The organism is Kiloniella sp., from assembly GCF_965205715.1.
GTDB lineage: Bacteria > Pseudomonadota > Alphaproteobacteria > Kiloniellales > Kiloniellaceae > Kiloniella.
The window spans coordinates 217,042-231,889 of sequence record NZ_CBDBHW010000001.1; the positions used below are offsets into that span (position 1 = coordinate 217,042).

At 46.4% G+C, this 14,848-nt stretch carries 19 protein-coding genes and 1 tRNA gene; 12 read left to right on the top strand and 8 right to left on the bottom strand.

Going from position 1 to position 14,848, the window contains the following annotated elements; translation table 11 throughout:
• Window positions 1–37: 37 nt before the first annotated feature.
• Both ACOGW3_RS01170 and ACOGW3_RS01175 read right to left on the bottom strand, forming a co-directional pair.
• Complete coding sequence (locus ACOGW3_RS01170; protein WP_419901276.1) at window positions 38–631, bottom strand: HD domain-containing protein; 594 nt, start codon at window positions 629–631, stop codon at window positions 38–40.
• Complete coding sequence (locus tag ACOGW3_RS01175; RefSeq protein WP_419901277.1) at window positions 628–1,791, bottom strand: gamma-butyrobetaine dioxygenase; 1,164 nt, start codon at window positions 1,789–1,791, stop codon at window positions 628–630. The genes ACOGW3_RS01170 and ACOGW3_RS01175 overlap by 4 nt, the downstream gene beginning before the upstream one ends.
• Window positions 1,792–1,913: 122 nt before the next feature.
• Here ACOGW3_RS01175 and ACOGW3_RS01180 point away from each other — a divergent pair, with 122 nt between their 5' ends.
• Both ACOGW3_RS01180 and ACOGW3_RS01185 read left to right on the top strand, forming a co-directional pair.
• Window positions 1,914–2,786 (top strand): LysR family transcriptional regulator, encoded by an 873-nt coding sequence (locus tag ACOGW3_RS01180; protein WP_419901278.1) that lies wholly within the window; start codon window positions 1,914–1,916, stop codon window positions 2,784–2,786.
• Window positions 2,787–2,877: 91 nt separating this feature from the next.
• Window positions 2,878–2,954: transfer RNA gene (locus tag ACOGW3_RS01185), tRNA-Met, on the top strand.
• A gap of 38 nt (window positions 2,955–2,992) precedes the next feature.
• Here the strand turns inward: ACOGW3_RS01185 and ACOGW3_RS01190 are convergent.
• Window positions 2,993–4,252, bottom strand: coding sequence for a multicopper oxidase family protein (locus ACOGW3_RS01190; RefSeq protein WP_419901279.1), 1,260 nt, complete (start codon window positions 4,250–4,252; stop codon window positions 2,993–2,995).
• Between the two features lie 406 nt (window positions 4,253–4,658).
• On the opposite strand from ACOGW3_RS01190, the gene ACOGW3_RS01195 reads away from it, so the two are divergent.
• The gene (locus tag ACOGW3_RS01195; protein ID WP_419901280.1) at window positions 4,659–5,786 is read left to right on the top strand and encodes a M24 family metallopeptidase; all 1,128 of its coding nucleotides are present in this window, start codon (window positions 4,659–4,661) and stop codon (window positions 5,784–5,786) included.
• 8 nt (window positions 5,787–5,794) lie between these two features.
• Window positions 5,795–6,538, top strand: coding sequence for an Asp/Glu racemase (locus ACOGW3_RS01200; protein ID WP_419901281.1), 744 nt, complete (start codon window positions 5,795–5,797; stop codon window positions 6,536–6,538).
• Between the two features lie 22 nt (window positions 6,539–6,560).
• Here ACOGW3_RS01200 and dtd read toward each other — a convergent pair whose 3' ends face one another.
• From dtd to ACOGW3_RS01215, 3 genes are all read right to left on the bottom strand, one after another.
• Window positions 6,561–7,010, bottom strand: coding sequence for a D-aminoacyl-tRNA deacylase (dtd, locus tag ACOGW3_RS01205; protein ID WP_419901282.1), 450 nt, complete (start codon window positions 7,008–7,010; stop codon window positions 6,561–6,563).
• A 5-nt stretch (window positions 7,011–7,015) separates the two neighbouring features.
• Window positions 7,016–7,429 (bottom strand): OsmC family protein, encoded by a 414-nt coding sequence (locus ACOGW3_RS01210; protein ID WP_419901283.1) that lies wholly within the window; start codon window positions 7,427–7,429, stop codon window positions 7,016–7,018.
• A gap of 123 nt (window positions 7,430–7,552) precedes the next feature.
• On the bottom strand, window positions 7,553–8,041 hold the full coding sequence (locus ACOGW3_RS01215; RefSeq protein WP_419901284.1) for a PAS domain-containing protein: 489 nt from the start codon (window positions 8,039–8,041) through the stop codon (window positions 7,553–7,555).
• 193 nt (window positions 8,042–8,234) lie between these two features.
• Here ACOGW3_RS01215 and ACOGW3_RS01220 point away from each other — a divergent pair, with 193 nt between their 5' ends.
• Window positions 8,235–8,654, top strand: coding sequence for a secondary thiamine-phosphate synthase enzyme YjbQ (locus tag ACOGW3_RS01220; RefSeq protein WP_419901285.1), 420 nt, complete (start codon window positions 8,235–8,237; stop codon window positions 8,652–8,654).
• A gap of 23 nt (window positions 8,655–8,677) precedes the next feature.
• On the opposite strand, the gene mog is transcribed toward ACOGW3_RS01220, so the two are convergent.
• Window positions 8,678–9,232, bottom strand: a complete 555-nt coding sequence (gene mog, locus ACOGW3_RS01225) for a molybdopterin adenylyltransferase (RefSeq protein WP_419901286.1) — start codon at window positions 9,230–9,232, stop codon at window positions 8,678–8,680.
• Between the two features lie 88 nt (window positions 9,233–9,320).
• On the opposite strand from mog, the gene ubiT reads away from it, so the two are divergent.
• The 5 genes from ubiT (at window position 9,321) to panB (ending at window position 13,543) form a co-directional block, all read left to right on the top strand.
• On the top strand, window positions 9,321–10,106 hold the full coding sequence (ubiT, locus tag ACOGW3_RS01230) for a ubiquinone anaerobic biosynthesis accessory factor UbiT (RefSeq protein ID WP_419901287.1): 786 nt from the start codon (window positions 9,321–9,323) through the stop codon (window positions 10,104–10,106).
• Window positions 10,107–10,109: 3 nt separating this feature from the next.
• Window positions 10,110–11,090 (top strand): ubiquinone anaerobic biosynthesis protein UbiU, encoded by a 981-nt coding sequence (gene ubiU / locus ACOGW3_RS01235; RefSeq protein WP_419901288.1) that lies wholly within the window; start codon window positions 10,110–10,112, stop codon window positions 11,088–11,090.
• Between the two features lie 5 nt (window positions 11,091–11,095).
• Window positions 11,096–11,995, top strand: coding sequence for a ubiquinone anaerobic biosynthesis protein UbiV (gene ubiV / locus ACOGW3_RS01240; protein WP_419901289.1), 900 nt, complete (start codon window positions 11,096–11,098; stop codon window positions 11,993–11,995).
• Window positions 11,996–12,195: 200 nt separating this feature from the next.
• Window positions 12,196–12,651, top strand: coding sequence for a PAS domain-containing protein (locus ACOGW3_RS01245; protein ID WP_419901290.1), 456 nt, complete (start codon window positions 12,196–12,198; stop codon window positions 12,649–12,651).
• Window positions 12,652–12,772: 121 nt separating this feature from the next.
• Window positions 12,773–13,543, top strand: a complete 771-nt coding sequence (panB, locus tag ACOGW3_RS01250) for a 3-methyl-2-oxobutanoate hydroxymethyltransferase (RefSeq protein ID WP_419901291.1) — start codon at window positions 12,773–12,775, stop codon at window positions 13,541–13,543.
• Window positions 13,544–13,545: 2 nt separating this feature from the next.
• Here panB and ACOGW3_RS01255 read toward each other — a convergent pair whose 3' ends face one another.
• On the bottom strand, window positions 13,546–14,076 hold the full coding sequence (locus ACOGW3_RS01255) for a hypothetical protein (RefSeq protein ID WP_419901292.1): 531 nt from the start codon (window positions 14,074–14,076) through the stop codon (window positions 13,546–13,548).
• An 88-nt stretch (window positions 14,077–14,164) separates the two neighbouring features.
• On the opposite strand from ACOGW3_RS01255, the gene ACOGW3_RS01260 reads away from it, so the two are divergent.
• Entirely contained in the window at window positions 14,165–14,386 is a 222-nt protein-coding gene (locus ACOGW3_RS01260) for a hypothetical protein (RefSeq protein ID WP_419901293.1), read from the top strand.
• 53 nt (window positions 14,387–14,439) lie between these two features.
• A complete protein-coding gene (locus ACOGW3_RS01265) occupies window positions 14,440–14,796 on the top strand; it encodes a hypothetical protein (protein ID WP_419901294.1) in 357 nt (118 codons plus the stop codon).
• Window positions 14,797–14,848 lie beyond the last annotated feature (52 nt).

Below are 14,848 nucleotides of genomic sequence, written 5' to 3' on the forward strand. Positions count from 1 at the left end.
ATATCTCCACCTGATCCATAATTACATTATAGCAGTACTATTCGCTGCCAAGATATCCGTCAACAACCCGTTGTAGTATGGGCGCATAGTACTCGTATGGTGGTGTGGTTACAGAGGCATCCTTGCCCTCATCATCCCAGTAGCGGACTTGTATGATTTCCTTGAGATGAGGGTTCTTTTCCAGCTCTTTGATTTCAGCTTCATCCATTGGGCCACCTTGAAGGTTTAAGGTGTGTACCGAAGCATCGGACAGGCGGGCAAAGTAGGTATCATCAGTGGCACAAAGATATCGTTTTGCAGCAACGTGTTGTCTGACACATTCCGTAATTACTGGTGGGAAAAATTTCTCCAGTACGGCGGCACCTGCTTCATCGTGGTGATTGTTGATGCCTTTGGCGAGGGCATCATCGGGGAATTCGTTGGTATAGTGCCCGATATCGTGCAGAAGAGCCGCAGCAATTAGGATATCACCGGCGCTCGCTTTTTCAGCAAGTTGGGCGCCCTGCAACATGTGCTCAGACATTGTGACGTCTTCACCAAGGTAGGAATCAGCGCCGCGACGGTGGAAAATATCACCGATAAAATCGACAATATTATCTTTGTTCAATGTATCGAATTTACCTTCGGTCATTGGGCTGCCTCCCGGGTTAGATCTTTTAGTGATTCTATGGACGAGAGAGTTGAGAGCAGGCCGTCCTTATCAGCGTAGCAACCTTGGAGCCAACGGGTTCCAGCACCAGAGAAGCCTTTACGAGCATGCATCACGCGTGTGTTGTCCACGATAAAGAGATCACCAGGCTGCATCATAAAGCTAACCATCATTTCAGGGCGTTCGATGATTTCTGCATATTTACGGTAGGCGGTGTAAAAGCGATCCATCTCTTCAAAAGGAATGTCGGTAAAAGGAGCAGATGATCGATTGTTAAATCGAATGGAGAGGATCTCACCATCAGGGCCAAGCTCAATAGTCGGGCGTTTGGCGCGGAGTTTTACACCGTCTGTTCCGGCATATTCGAACCGAACCGGGTAGTCAGCGAGCAGATTAAAACTCTCAGGCGATTCTTTGCGTAAAATTTCAGCAGCTTTAAATCCATCGACGACGATTGAATCGCCACCATCCGCTGAATTTTCAAGACAAGACAATAGCTGAAGAGTAGGTACGGGATCGCGATAGGGATTATCAGTATGAGCCTGAAGCCCAAGACCTGTATAAGCTAGGTTTACTGGATTAATCTCGGAACGAACCTCGAAGAATTTACCGTAATTGGTTTCTCTGACATAACCAAAGAGTTCTGCAACATCAATAAGGGTACCACTCGTGGTCGGCAAGCCTGTCATAACAGCAAAACCATAACGCTCGACATCGCGGAGCCAAGAACCGAACTCTTGATCTTTTCTTTGAGCTTGAGCGTAATCTATTGTTGGGATTGAACTATTTAGGGCAGAATCCCAGGTATTTATACGATCCCCAATCCAGCCTTTGGTATCTAGTTTTGCATTGTCATAACTGTGATCCCTAAGCCAGTTACTGGGAAAGACGACTTCTTTATTTTCAGGAATGAAGGAGAGAACGAGGTCGCCTCCCTCGCTAACTTCAGCTGATTTAAGAGTTGTTTCTGCCGGGATATCGAGAATGGTAATCAAGCGTTGACCGTTCCCCGCAGCGCGGGTCTCAGAATCAAGGGCGTTGTCTCGTAACCACATGGCATGAAAGCGGGCGGTCGGTCCGTTTTTACACTGCACGCTAAGTGCTTTTCCACCCTCGAGGATGTTTGCAGTTTCCAAAGTCATTTTGTCTCTCCGTATGGACGTCTTTTAATAATTGAGTGGATTAGTCCTGTAAAAAGGAATAAAAACAATCAATATATATAACCCCTAAGGCATCATTATTGTTATGACTTGGAGATAAGCTATTGGCATTATTGCCTCCTTTGGATTGGTTGCGGACTTTCGAATCCTCCGCTCGTCACGAAAACTTCACAGAAGCAGGGCTTGAACTTGGGTTGACTCAAGCTGCCGTCAGTCAGCAAATGCGTAAATTGGAGGCGCATCTCAGAGTGACCTTGTTTCACCGTCTGGCGCGCGGGGTGGAGCTTACGGCTGAGGGGGATGCTTATTTACCATCGGTTCGGTCTTCTTTGAATGCATTGGCGCGCAGTACGGAGGACCTTTTTGGCAAAAAAGGAAGTAAGGTCATTACAATTGCCTGCCCTTCGTCGATTGCCGCCCTTTGGTTAGTGCCCAGACTACAATGGATAAGAGAAGCCCGCCCAAATATCTCGCTTTCCATTTCTGCAATCCATCGACCTGCTGACTATGAAGCGATTAATGCGGATATCGAGATCCGTTTTGGTACTGGTACTTGGGAAGGGAAAATTGCCACCCACCTTTTCTCAGAAGTGCTCTCCCCAGTCTGTTCTCCTGAACTTGCCATGGAGATAGTCGAGGGTAATTGGCAGAAGCTTCCCTGTATCCGGTTGGCGGGCCGTCGCAGTGGCTGGTCCGAATGGGCAATCGAGGCACAGACATCTCCACCAAGAAAAACGGCAGTTCGTTTTGATAGTTTTAATACCGCGCTGGATGCTGCCAAAGCTGGAGTAGGTGTACTGTTGGCATCGCTCCCGCTTAGTAAAATTGCCCTAACCAAAGAAGAAGTGGTGCGGCTGTCCCCAGTAGAACTGGCAATGCCAAGTGGTAATTGGCTGGTCCGAAGCCCTGAAGTCAAAATGAGGGCCGATATCGAAGAGGTTTGTCGGCTGATTTCCCATTCGGTCAGCAGTTTTTAGGGATTATTCGGGTATATTTTTCAAAGAACTGAATCTTCCACACCTTTTCTTGACGACCAAATTGAAAAGGAGTAATCACACTATGTCTTGTGGCGGAGTAGCTCAGCTGGTTAGAGCAGCGGAATCATAATCCGCGTGTCGGGGGTTCAAGTCCCTCCTCCGCTACCAAATTTCTCATGTATTTCAAGCCGACCTCAATCTGTAAATCAACTGATCCGTATAAAACTGCTCATCCCGGTTTTTTGGTGTTCGATGATATGACAGTGCAATAGCCAATCCCTGGGATTGTCAGCAACAAAGGCTACGTCCATACGTTCATCTGGCAAGACGAGGGCCGTGTCGGTGATAAAGGGATCTATCTTCCGTTTATTCGAGTTTAACAGTGTGAACGACAGCCCATGCAAGTGGATCGGATGGGTATGTGGGGTTCTGTTTCTGAAACTGAATATATAGCTTTTACCAAGTTTGAGATCGGCCAGTGGTTCCATGGGATCTGGTGAAACCCCAAGCCAGGATTTTCGGTTTATCGCCCAGAAGGAAAAGCCGATGGTCCCGCAAAATCCGTTTTTTGGAGCCGATTCAGCTGTCGCGGTGAATTCAAAGGGAATGTATTCCGCATTTTCCAGATCAGGTATCGGAACGGGGTTATTCGGCAGAGGCTTTAAATCTCTGATATCTCGTTTAAGTGACGTGCCTTTGGTTTTAAAAGTCGCCACAGTCCATGATTTTGACGATGACGCGTTAATCAGCTGGACTTCTTTCCCTTCTTCATCTGGCATGCGAATGGCAAGATCAATACGCTGTCCCGGCCCGACCGCCTGATGGTCGAGATCGAAGTGTTTTGGAACGGGGTATCCATCAAGTGCGATGATCGTCGCTTTGGCTCCCTTGGTCAGGAGCTTGAAGATACGGGTGACATCGGTCACCGCTGCGCGAAGCCTGATAAGGCCGCCACTGGGAACCTCATAGGTCGGATTTTCGGACCAGTTAGCTGTTTTAACGGTGCCAAATGTACCTGCACGGGCGCTTTTTCTGGCTTTGTAAAGGTTGATGAACTGGCCGTCTGACCCCAAGCGCCAGTCTCTGAGGTTCAGCGAAATATCTGCGTCAAAATCAGGGCCGTCTTTCTCATCGACAATCAAGAGGCCCGTCAGGCCGTAACTCATTTGTTCAAGGGTGTTACAGTGCGGATGGTACCAGAATGTTCCGGCATCCGGCGGCGTAAAGATGTAGTCGAAAGTCTCGTTTTCATAAACATAGGGCTGGGTCAGGAAGGGAACCCCGTCCATGGCATTTGGCAGCCGGAGGCCATGCCAGTGAATTGTCGTTGCCTCTGGAAGTTTATTCTCCAGCCTGACATGAAAGGGTTCACCTTGTTTTGCTCTTAAGACAGGCGCTGGTCCGATTGCATTGTTGGAAAATATATTCTGGGTCGGTTGATCCCCTCGTAGTGAGAACTCGGTCATCCTCGGCCGTAGGATCATATTGGGAGTGGCACTGGCTTGAGATGCCAAAAGACCTAACGAGCCCCCGCCGATTAGAGTTGAGCCTGTAATTATAGAATTTTTGAGAAAATTTCGACGAGTTTGCATCACACCGACAACAGTAAGCTAATGATTATTAGAAGGCTAAACCTAGAAGAGGTAAGTCATGGATAAAGCAGTATAATTACCTGATAAACAAGTCAAAGCGAATGAATACGTAATTTTGCGTGTTCTTAAGTCGAGGGCTGTTATGCGAGGGGCAGGAAGGATTTCGGACTTTTGCTCTTATTTTTTTATTTTTTTAGGCTCGTATAAGAGGAATGTTGCGTACAATCGGATCTGCCGTGGCATTATTCTCGTGGCTTGATATTTATTTGGGAAGTGGTGGATGAGTGATTTTGGAATAGCTGAATTTCAGTCTCGTCTTGAGCGGGCGCAAATCGCCATGCATGCAGAGAATGTCGATGCCCTGTTTCTTTGTACTGAAGCAGAAATAAGGTATTTCACTGGGTTTCGGACACTGTTTTGGCAAAGCCCGACACGGCCTTGGTATTTAATTGTTCCCCAAAAAGGCGAGCTTGTCGCAATCATCCCCGGCATTGGTGCTGAACTTATGAGCAACACATGGGTGAAAGACATTCGAACATGGTCTTCGCCGCATCCGACAGACGATGGTGTTTCACTATTGGGTAAGGCGTTAAAAGGATATTCTCGGATCGGGATGCCAATGGGGAGTGAGGCAAGTTTGCGAATGCCCCTTACGGATTTCGAAAAAGTTCGATCTCTTTGTTCTGCAGAATTTGTCGATAGTACGTCTATTGTTAAGTCCCTTCGCATGATCAAGTCCGATGTAGAAATAGAAATCATTCGAAAAATTTGTGAAATTGGCAGTTCAGCATTCTCCCGTGCAGGATCTTTGTTTCATTGCGGTCAGCCTTTGGAGGAGGTTTTTCGGACTTTCAAAATTGCCTTGTTACAAGCAGGGGCTGAAGATGTGCCTTATCTTGTTGGAGCCGCAGGTGTGGGGGGGTACGGGGATGTGATCTCACCTCCGACAAGCACACCACTCGTAGAGGGGGATATCTTAATGCTGGATACTGGTTCTACCCTCAAAGGTTATTTCTGTGATTTTGATCGGAACTTTGCCATTGGACACGCCAATGACGCAGCAAAAGACGGCTATCGAAGGCTATGGGACGCGACGGAAGTTGGGCTTGCCAATGCCCGACCTGGAGTAACATGTAGCGCCTTGTTTCAAGCGATGCATCAGTCACTTGGTGGTGGGATTTCTGATGTTGGCCGTTACGGACATGGTTTGGGAATGCAGTTAACGGAATGGCCATCGATTTGTGACCATGATGAGACCGTTTTGAAACCAGGTATGGTGATGACCTTAGAGCCAAACATGGCGATATCTGAGGGGAAGATGATGGTTCATGAGGAGAATATTCTGATTACCGAAAATGAGCCCGTTCTTCTGACCAAACGTGCAGAGCCTGAATTGCCGATCCTCTAGGAATTAATATGAAACTAAACTTCGATATAGATCAGGCGAGTGAAGCTCAGGCCAAACTGGGTTTAATCATTTTACAAGCTGATGAAACCCTTGAGAATGAACTGCGTTTGGTTTTGCAGGATCCTGATATCGCGCTTTATCATTCTCGTATTCCGAGCCACCCCAACGTGACGAAAGAAACTTTGGCTCAAATGGCTTTGGATTTACCTACAGCTGCTGGTTTACTTCCCAACAGTATTTCCTTTGATGCAATTGGTTATGCTTGTACGTCCGGGGCAACGGTGATCGGGCAGAAGGCTGTTGCCGAAAAAATTCATCAGTATCATCCTGGGGTGGCGGTTACAGATCCTATATCTGCGGTAATTGCGGGTTGCAGGGCTTTAGGGGTAGATAAGTTGGGTTTCTTGACACCTTATGTACCGGAAGTCTCCGAAGCCATGCGCCAACTACTCGAAGATAACGGTCTCACAGTGACGGGGTTTGGTTCTTTTGAACAGGAACAGGAAAAAGTTGTCTCGCGGATTGCAGAGGCTTCAACTCTGGATGCCATTGTGGAGATTGGGAAATCTTCAGAATGTGATGCGATTTTTGTTTCTTGTACCAACTTACGCACTTTTGGAATTCTTGCGAAAGCAGAGAGAATTCTTGGTAAACCTGTGATTTCCAGTAATTTAGCCCTACTTTGGCATCTCATGCGTTTAGCAGGGGTCAAGGGACGCGCCTCAGCTCCGGGCCTGTTATTTAACGTGTGAGGTTCTGGGTGAGCTTATTAGATCAGGCGCTGTCTTTGGAATCCATGATGATCGTGACAGGGCCATCATTTAGTAGGCGGACATCCATATGAGCCCCAAAAATACCTTTTTCCACGGCTAAGCCTTCTTCTTGTAAAGACTTACAAAGTAGTTCGTATAAGCGCTCTCCTTCATCAGGGGAGGCCGCTGCAGAAAAGCCGGGTCGGTTCCCTTTTTTCCAGTTCGCAGCAAGGGTAAACTGGCTCACCACTAAAGCTGCGCCACCGACATCTTGAACGGACAGGTTCATCTTTCCGGAATCGTCGGTGAAGATCCGCATCTTATTGATCTTTCGTGCGAAATACCTGGTTTCTTCGTCGGTGTCGCCGTGCTCAGCACAAATGAGAACCAGAAGTCCTCTTTCTATCGCTCCCGTAACGGTGCCATCAACCGTTACAGAAGCTTCACTTACCCGTTGTAGAACAGCTCTCATGAAACTTACGCAATCAATTCGAAGCTATGGGTTATTTCGGCGGCTTTACCGAGCATTATAGAGGCGGAGCAGTATTTATCCGCTGAAAGCTCTACCGCGCGTCCGACCTTCTTTTCATTAAGACCTTCCCCTTTTACGCGGAAATGTAGATGTATCTTAGTAAATACCTTTGGGTCAGTGTCAGCGCGCTCTGCTTCAACATCAACATCGACATCCTCGACGTTTTCTCTTCCTTTTTTGAGAATATGAACAACATCGTAAGCTGAACATCCACCCAATCCCATCAACAACATCTCCATAGGGCGGGGGCCAAGGTTTCTTCCGCCGCCTTCTATGGCACCATCCATGACAACAGCATGTCCGGATCCACTTTCAGCCATAAAGGCGACGTTTTCGATCCATTTAATACGTGTCTTCACTATTTTATCTCCAAGAATCTAACTGTTCGAGCACAAGGTAGCTTTCTCGTCCGGGTTACGGCAAGAGAAGAGGAGGGTAAAGCGGATCAGAAGAAAGGAGATTTATGCCTGAAACAGACTAAATTAATGAAAATATAGGGAATTTAGTATTTTTAGCTGAACTTTATCATGTTCGATATTGAAGGGCAGGAATAGGACGGTGTAGGATTGCTGCTGTTCTTCGCGGCTGGTTTCAGTCATCCATGTCATGCGTTTCGTAACCAGATGTGGCTTGCGGGTGTTCAGGACATGCGACAAGCGACTTCTTAAATCCGGTAGGGCGTTTGCGGGTACAATATCTTCGACGGGTGAACGTTTGGACGGAATGCCAAAGGTCTCGCGACAGTTTTCACCGATGATAGAGACAAAGAACTCATTCGCATTGAATACGTCATAGAGCATAATTCCAGGAAGACTCTCCCGGATGACACTTGGGTTAAAATCCTGCCAGTCAGGCAGATCTCTGTCTGCTTTGAGCTCAAGCCAGTAGCGATAGAGGTTAATCTGAGCAACAGACTTAATATTTTGCTCGGATACTTCTAAAACTTTAACTATATCGAATGTTTTCGCCATTGTTATTGTTCTGTTCGATCTAACTGTTTGGGACACTGGGACTGTTTGTCACTGGGGTGGCAAGGGCACCGTGTTTAACACGTTTCATTCGAACATGGGTTAATAGTAGGCAAAAATGTGGTAATTCTCTGAAAAAGAGGTTTTACCAACCATTCTTGTAGTCTTGTAGGTGGCTTAATAGCCGGAGGTATGAATGAAACTGGTGCAGAACATATTTGAAATACACACCCGGGGGCAAGGGCTTTATGAGTTTTCCCGTGAAGTCAGTGATTGGGCAGGCCTTCAGAATATCACCTGTGGGTTGTTAACCCTTTTTATCCGCCATACTTCAGCGTCTCTAACCATTCAGGAAAACGCTGACCCAGATGTCCAATATGATTTGAATAATTTCTTTCGTCGATTCGTCGAAGAGAATCCCGATCTATATCGTCATACCTGTGAGGGGCCTGATGATATGCCTGCGCACATTCGATCTGCCCTGACGGATGTTCAGCTGAGCATTCCTATTGTTCATGGGTCGCTCGCACTTGGCACTTGGCAGGGGATCTATCTATTTGAGCATCGAACAGCAGCTCACAGCCGGCAGGTTGTCGCCCATCTGATGGGGGAGTGAGTTCGGGACTAACTGTTCCTCGGTTATTTGCTTTTGGGGCGGAATGCTTTGCAGATGCTTTCATCTGTTTCGAGGTAAGGGCCTTCGATCAAATCGATGCAATAGGGTACGGCAGGGAAAACAGCATCAAGACAGTCTTTAATGGCAGAGGGCTTTCCGGGAAGATTTATAATCAGGCTTTTTCCCCTAATGCATGCGGTCTGACGAGAGAGGATAGCTGTTGGAACGAACTTTAGACTGACTTGACGCATCAGTTCACCAAATCCGGGCATTAATTTCTCGCTCACAGCTTCCGTTGCTTCTGGAGTAACGTCGCGTGGCGCTGGGCCAGTACCGCCAGTGGTAACAATCAAGCAACAGTCTTCTTCATCTGCCAGTTGCTTCAAAGTGCTTTCAATTAGGGCCTGGTCGTCAGAAATGACACGCGGAACTGCTTCCCAGACAGAAGTCAGAATTTCTGAAAGTTCCTTTTTAATCGCGGGGCCACCCAAATCTTCATATTCACCGCGGCTTGCCCTATCTGAAACAGTAACAATGCCGATACGTGCGATCCCATTATCAGTGGCCTGGGTCGTCATGATCTTCTCCTGAGCGGTAATCTTTGAGGGTAAGGGTAAGTATAGGCACCATAATGACTTAAAGATGTGTCGTACTTGATGAAGATCAATGCCTGTTGGTTTCGTTGAGCGCTATATCCCCATTTTGAATTGTCAGTTTGCACATCGTTACGGGGTAAAAGTTTTAATCATGCAGGATCAGAATACTCCATCACAGGTGCCAACGTTTTCGCCGATGCTATTTGCAGGCTTTGCCTTGCGTCCTTTACCAATAGTGTTATTCAGGCCCCTGGTTCAGCACATCCTTAAACGAATTGAATTCCTTTACCCTGCTGTTTTTCAACGATTAGCCCCGCTAGGTCATAGTCGTTTTCTTATCATGCCTGTCGATTTTCATTTCTGCTTTCTATTGTCCTTGGATGAGGGCAAAGCGACGATAGAAGTCTTATCAAAAGATCATGATTTACCTGATGCTGATACGACGATATCCGGCCCAATGTTATCTTTGATCCAACTGTTAGAGGGTACTGTCGATGGAGATGCTTTGTTTTTCTCCAGAGAGATCAATGTTCAAGGTGATACCGAAGCGGTTCTTACCTTGAGAAATGCAGTCGATAGTGTGGATATTTCTTTTGAAGAAATTATGGCGGGCCGGTTGGCCGTTTTAAAGCCGTTATTGGATAAGGCTCTTTCAAGGGCAGTGACGTTGTACGGGGCAGTTCAAAGAGATTTTCAACAGGTGCACAATTCTCTCGTTGCCCCCCTCACGCTGAAAGTCTCTCAAATCGATGATGATCTGGATCGTCAGGAGGATCGAATGATGAAAATTGAAAAAGAGCTGAAAAAAATTAAAACCTCTCGTCGAAACAGCACAGCTAAAATGGTAAGGACATAAAGCATGGAACTCGTGTGTCCAGCAGGAACACCTTCGGCACTAAGAGCTGCTCTCGAGGCTGGTGCCGATGTTGTTTACGTCGGTTTTAGAGATGAGACAAATGCCCGAAACTTTCCCGGTTTGAACTTTAGCCCGGAAGAGTTGCAAGAGGCGGTGTCATTGGCCCATGGTATGGGGCGTCAGATATATGTCGCGATCAACACCTATCCTCAGGCCGGAAATTTGGCACCTTGGCACAAAGCCGTGGATACCGCGGCGAGGGTCGGTGTCGATGCTGTTATCCTTGCCGACATCGGTTTGTTGGATTATGCCCAAAAAAATCATCCAACGTTACGTCGCCATCTCTCGGTTCAGGCTTCTGCCTCTAACCCCGAAGCCATCCGGTTTTATAAGCAGGCCTTTGACGTACAACGGGTGGTGTTGCCTCGTGTCCTAACGGTTCGGGAAATAGCTGACTTAATTAACGAGATTGATGTCGAGACAGAGGTTTTTGCATTCGGGGGGATGTGTGTGATGGCGGAGGGGCGATGCTCGCTATCATCCTATGCAACTGGAAAATCTCCTAATATGAACGGTGTTTGCTCACCTGCCAGTCACGTGGAGTATGAACAACGTCGCGGCAAGTTAGTGTCTAAGCTGGGGGAGTTTACGATTAATTCTTTTCCAGATGGGGAGCCAGCAGGGTATCCGACGCTTTGCAAAGGGCGGTTTGTTGGACACACCGGCGATCCCTCTTACCTTTTCGAAGAGCCGACTTCTTTGAATGTAATGATGATGCTGCCCGAGCTTATCCAGTCAGGTGTTAAAGCGCTCAAGATTGAGGGTCGCCAAAGAGGGAAGGCCTATGTTGCCCAAGTGGTATCGGGTTATCGAAAAGCCATAGATGCTGCTATGCAAGGCGAACCTGTGCCCTTTATGGACATGGCAAACATAACCGAAGGAACCCGCTCTACCGCTGGTGCCTATCAGAAGAACTGGAGATAGTTGCCATGTCTGAACAGCAAAAACTGACAATGGGGCCATTGCTTTACAACTGGCCTGCTGAGAAAAAACGAGACTTTTACTATCAGGTAGCGGATGAAGCCCCGGTTGATGTGGTCTATATTGGCGAAGTTACCTGCTCAAAGAGAACGCCATTTTTCACGCCCTACATTCCGGATATTTGTGAGCGCTTAGAAGCTTCAGGAAAGAAAGTTGTTTTATCCTCTCTGGCGCTGGTTATGTCCGGGCGTGAGAGGGGCGAGTTGAGTGATTTAACTTCAGGGTGTCCCTGGGAAATCGAGGCGAATGATCTATCGGCGATAAGCCTCTTATCTGGAAAGCCTCATGTGGTTGGGCCCTTTGTAAATTTATATAATGAAGGCACCTTAGATTATTTTTATCAAAATGGGGCCACACGAATAGTATTACCGTGTGAATTACCAGTTGATTCTATCGCGAAACTATCAGCGAGAGCTAGTGGGCGAGAGATTGAAATACAGGCCTTTGGTCGACTTCCCTTGGCGCTTTCTGCACGTTGTTACCATGCAAGGTCTCATAACTTGTCGAAAGACGGGTGTCTTTATGTTTGCGAGAATGATCCCGACGGTATGGATGTCGCAACTATGGATGGCGATCCGTTTCTAGCTGTGAACGGAACGCATACAATGTCCCACACCGTCAACAATTTACTGGGTGAGCTCAGAGACTTATCCGGATTAGGTGTGACCCATTTCAGGTTATGGCCCCATGACGCTGATATGGTGAAGGTAGCGGAAGTTTATCGCCGCACTCTAGATGGAGACGATGATCTAGAGAGATCCAGTGCTGATTTAGAGCGTTTGGTCACATTTGCGCCTTTCTCGAACGGGTTTTATCACGCTGTGGAAGGGACACGAATGGTCGAATAAACGGCCGCTCAACCTACCCAACCCACATACCCGATCCGCATATTCGACTGGATGGACGTTTTTCAGTTCTGACTGGCTAATTGTCACAAAATTTGTACGCTGAGCCTAGCTGTTATATGTTAGGTATTACTGGTACGGAAAATTAGTCGCTGTTCTTGCGGCTAAAACTAGTCATGAAAATCTAGTAGGGTGGGGCGGACTTGAGTTTGTATTCTCAAAGCGAACTTGAGAGCTGGGGTGAAAAAAATCGAGCTCTTTATGAGTATTGGGCGTCCATACATCCGGCTGAAAATGTTTTGCCAGGTCGCCAACATGTGGATCCTATCGATATACCCCAGCTTTTACCCAATATTTGGCTGGTTGATATCTTTCACAACCCGACCCGTTTTAAGTTTCGGCTTTTTGGCACCGCTCATGTTGAGGCGATGAAACATGACTATACGGGGAGATGGATAGACGAAGTTTACCCTGATTTTTCCTCCTCAAAGACATATTCGAATTATGTCGATCTTGCTGTTAAAGGGCAGGTTAGTCATCGCTCAGGTCCAGCATCATTTCATATTCCCGATTATAAAACCATCGAACGGATAATGTTGCCTTTGGCCCAAAACGGAAAAGACGTTGATATGATGTTAGCCTTAACAGTTTATCTGTAAGCCGGTAGCTTTATTGTCTTGGGACAATAAAGCTATGTGAGATGATGTTCTTTCGTCTTGTTGCGGTGCACAATAAATGAGTTTATAGTGGCATTAAATCGTCACAGAGAGCTTAGGTGTTATGGCTAAAAGAACCACTATCCCACAGATTATGAGACTTAAAGGCCAAAGGCCGATCGTAAGCCTGACTGCCTATACGGCTCCATTGGCAGGATTACTCGATGAGCATGTCGATTTTCTTTTGGTTGGCGATAGCATGGGGATGGTTCTGTACGGTTTGCCCAGTACTCTAGGGGTAACCTTGGAGATGATGATTGCCCATGGCGCAGCTGTGGTTAGAGGGAGTGAAAAAGCCTGTGTGATTGTTGATATGCCTTTTGGTAGTTATCAGGCTTCACCAGCTCAAGCTTTTGAAAACGCTGCCCGGGTGATGTCTGAAACTGGATGCGCTGGTGTTAAGCTGGAGGGGGGACAGGAAATGGCTGAAACTATTACCTTCCTTGTCGAACGAGGCGTGCCGGTTTTGGCTCATGTTGGTTTGTTGCCGCAACACTCTAATAGAGTTGGTGGTTTCCTAACTCAACGTGACGAAGAAAAAATCCTTGCTGACGCCCGTGCAGTTGCTGACGCAGGGGCATTTGCAACTGTAATTGAATGTACGGAGCCTGCAATTTCTCGTTTGATTACTGATGAAATTGCCATTCCAACGATTGGAATTGGCGCTGGCGTGGACTGTGACGGTCAGATCCTTGTAACGGAAGATATGATTGGGCAAGGCACGGGGTATGTTCCGTCTTTTGTCAAAAGGTATGCCGAAGTGCATGAAGATATCACCAAGGCCGCGCATAACTATGCCGAGGATGTCCGAAATCGACGCTTTCCAAAGGGTTAACCTCAGGAATTTTCTTTTAATTTTTCTGGATTATCAAGAATCCCAGAGGCGATGATTTTGTCCATTTTATCGGAGTGAAAGTAACACTCTTCGATAATTTTACCGTTTTCCCATTGTTGCCAATGAAGCCCATTGATCTGGATTTCCTTGTCTTTTTGGTCGATAAAACTCGATTGATTTCGAAATATGCATATCTGCGCAAGTGGGATAATTTTAACGTCAGTAATTTGTCCCAAGATCTCTTTCGCTGAATTGATATAGGGCTCCTGTCTTTTACGACATTCAATCTTACCATGTCCAAAAAGATTATCATTTTCATACATCTCACCGTGATCGCTGAAAAATAGATCAAAAGCTTCGAGCACTCGACCTGTATTCAAGAGCTCTACCTGATGCTTGATCGCTGCTTCAATATTTGGGTGTAGGTGGTTCATAATCGGAGTTTCCGGCAATAAGTGAAGGTGGAAAATGATAATTAATGCTTGATGTGTTAAGAGATCAACTTGAGATAAGGAATTTTCTTTTCTGATCATCTCTGCTCTGACATAAGTCGACGGAGAATAAGTGATGGCTGGCTAATGGGCGAGCATTATCAATAACCGATTTTGGGATAAGTTGACCATGAGTGAAAATAATACAGAAACAGACGAACTTCTCGAAGGCCTTCGTGAAGAGCTGGTTGAATATGGTGCAGAAGATTTAATCGTTTTCGGACTACGCTATACCGATGATGATGAAATCGATCTATCAATCTGGGATTCCCTTGGTGATCCTGATTTGGTCGCTGATCTTCTTGAGGATTATGTAAAAGCCTATCGGCGCGAAAATAAACCAAAAAAATAACTCGAATTGAAGCGAAGCCAGAACGAAACGGGTTGAGCTAGAAAAGAAAAATTATGAGTGACGTTGATACAAACGAAGATGAATTTTCATGGGATGCGACAGTAACTATTCAGGGGACTGAAGTTGTTGTGCCTTTAAAAAAATCTGTAATCCAGCAAGAAATTGATGATCAGATTTCTATTAAAGGGTCGCATCGCAAAGCTATTTTGCGTTCAACCATCAAGAAATTCTCTATGGGTCTGAAAAAAGGCGTTGAGAATCTTAAAGGTGATAGCTTGAAAGAGTTTCAGTGGAATGCTTTCATCTTGTTGATTGACGAAGTTATTGCCAATCAACATTTGGCGATGAGAAATGACCCGTCTTTGATTGAAAAAGCGCTTTCTGATCCAAGGTTGGTATCACCAGAATAGCAAATCATAGCGACGAGTGTGTTTCTTGCGGCCAATGATGACGTTGGTCAAT

Coding starts and splice junctions, on each gene's coding strand:
- ubiV (WP_419901289.1), top strand. CDS start 11,096: ATGTCTGAACAGCAAAAACTGACAATGGGGCCATTGCTTTACAACTGG.
- ACOGW3_RS01175 (WP_419901277.1), bottom strand. CDS start 1,791: ATGACTTTGGAAACTGCAAACATCCTCGAGGGTGGAAAAGCACTTAGC.
- dtd (WP_419901282.1), bottom strand. CDS start 7,010: ATGAGAGCTGTTCTACAACGGGTAAGTGAAGCTTCTGTAACGGTTGAT.
- ACOGW3_RS01255 (WP_419901292.1), bottom strand. CDS start 14,076: ATGATCAGAAAAGAAAATTCCTTATCTCAAGTTGATCTCTTAACACAT.
- ACOGW3_RS01190 (WP_419901279.1), bottom strand. CDS start 4,252: ATGACCGAGTTCTCACTACGAGGGGATCAACCGACCCAGAATATATTT.
- mog (WP_419901286.1), bottom strand. CDS start 9,232: ATGACGACCCAGGCCACTGATAATGGGATCGCACGTATCGGCATTGTT.
- ACOGW3_RS01170 (WP_419901276.1), bottom strand. CDS start 631: ATGACCGAAGGTAAATTCGATACATTGAACAAAGATAATATTGTCGAT.
- ACOGW3_RS01215 (WP_419901284.1), bottom strand. CDS start 8,041: ATGGCGAAAACATTCGATATAGTTAAAGTTTTAGAAGTATCCGAGCAA.
- ACOGW3_RS01265 (WP_419901294.1), top strand. CDS start 14,440: ATGAGTGACGTTGATACAAACGAAGATGAATTTTCATGGGATGCGACA.
- ACOGW3_RS01195 (WP_419901280.1), top strand. CDS start 4,659: ATGAGTGATTTTGGAATAGCTGAATTTCAGTCTCGTCTTGAGCGGGCG.
- ubiU (WP_419901288.1), top strand. CDS start 10,110: ATGGAACTCGTGTGTCCAGCAGGAACACCTTCGGCACTAAGAGCTGCT.
- ACOGW3_RS01220 (WP_419901285.1), top strand. CDS start 8,235: ATGAAACTGGTGCAGAACATATTTGAAATACACACCCGGGGGCAAGGG.
- panB (WP_419901291.1), top strand. CDS start 12,773: ATGGCTAAAAGAACCACTATCCCACAGATTATGAGACTTAAAGGCCAA.
- ACOGW3_RS01200 (WP_419901281.1), top strand. CDS start 5,795: ATGAAACTAAACTTCGATATAGATCAGGCGAGTGAAGCTCAGGCCAAA.
- ubiT (WP_419901287.1), top strand. CDS start 9,321: ATGCCTGTTGGTTTCGTTGAGCGCTATATCCCCATTTTGAATTGTCAG.
- ACOGW3_RS01260 (WP_419901293.1), top strand. CDS start 14,165: ATGAGTGAAAATAATACAGAAACAGACGAACTTCTCGAAGGCCTTCGT.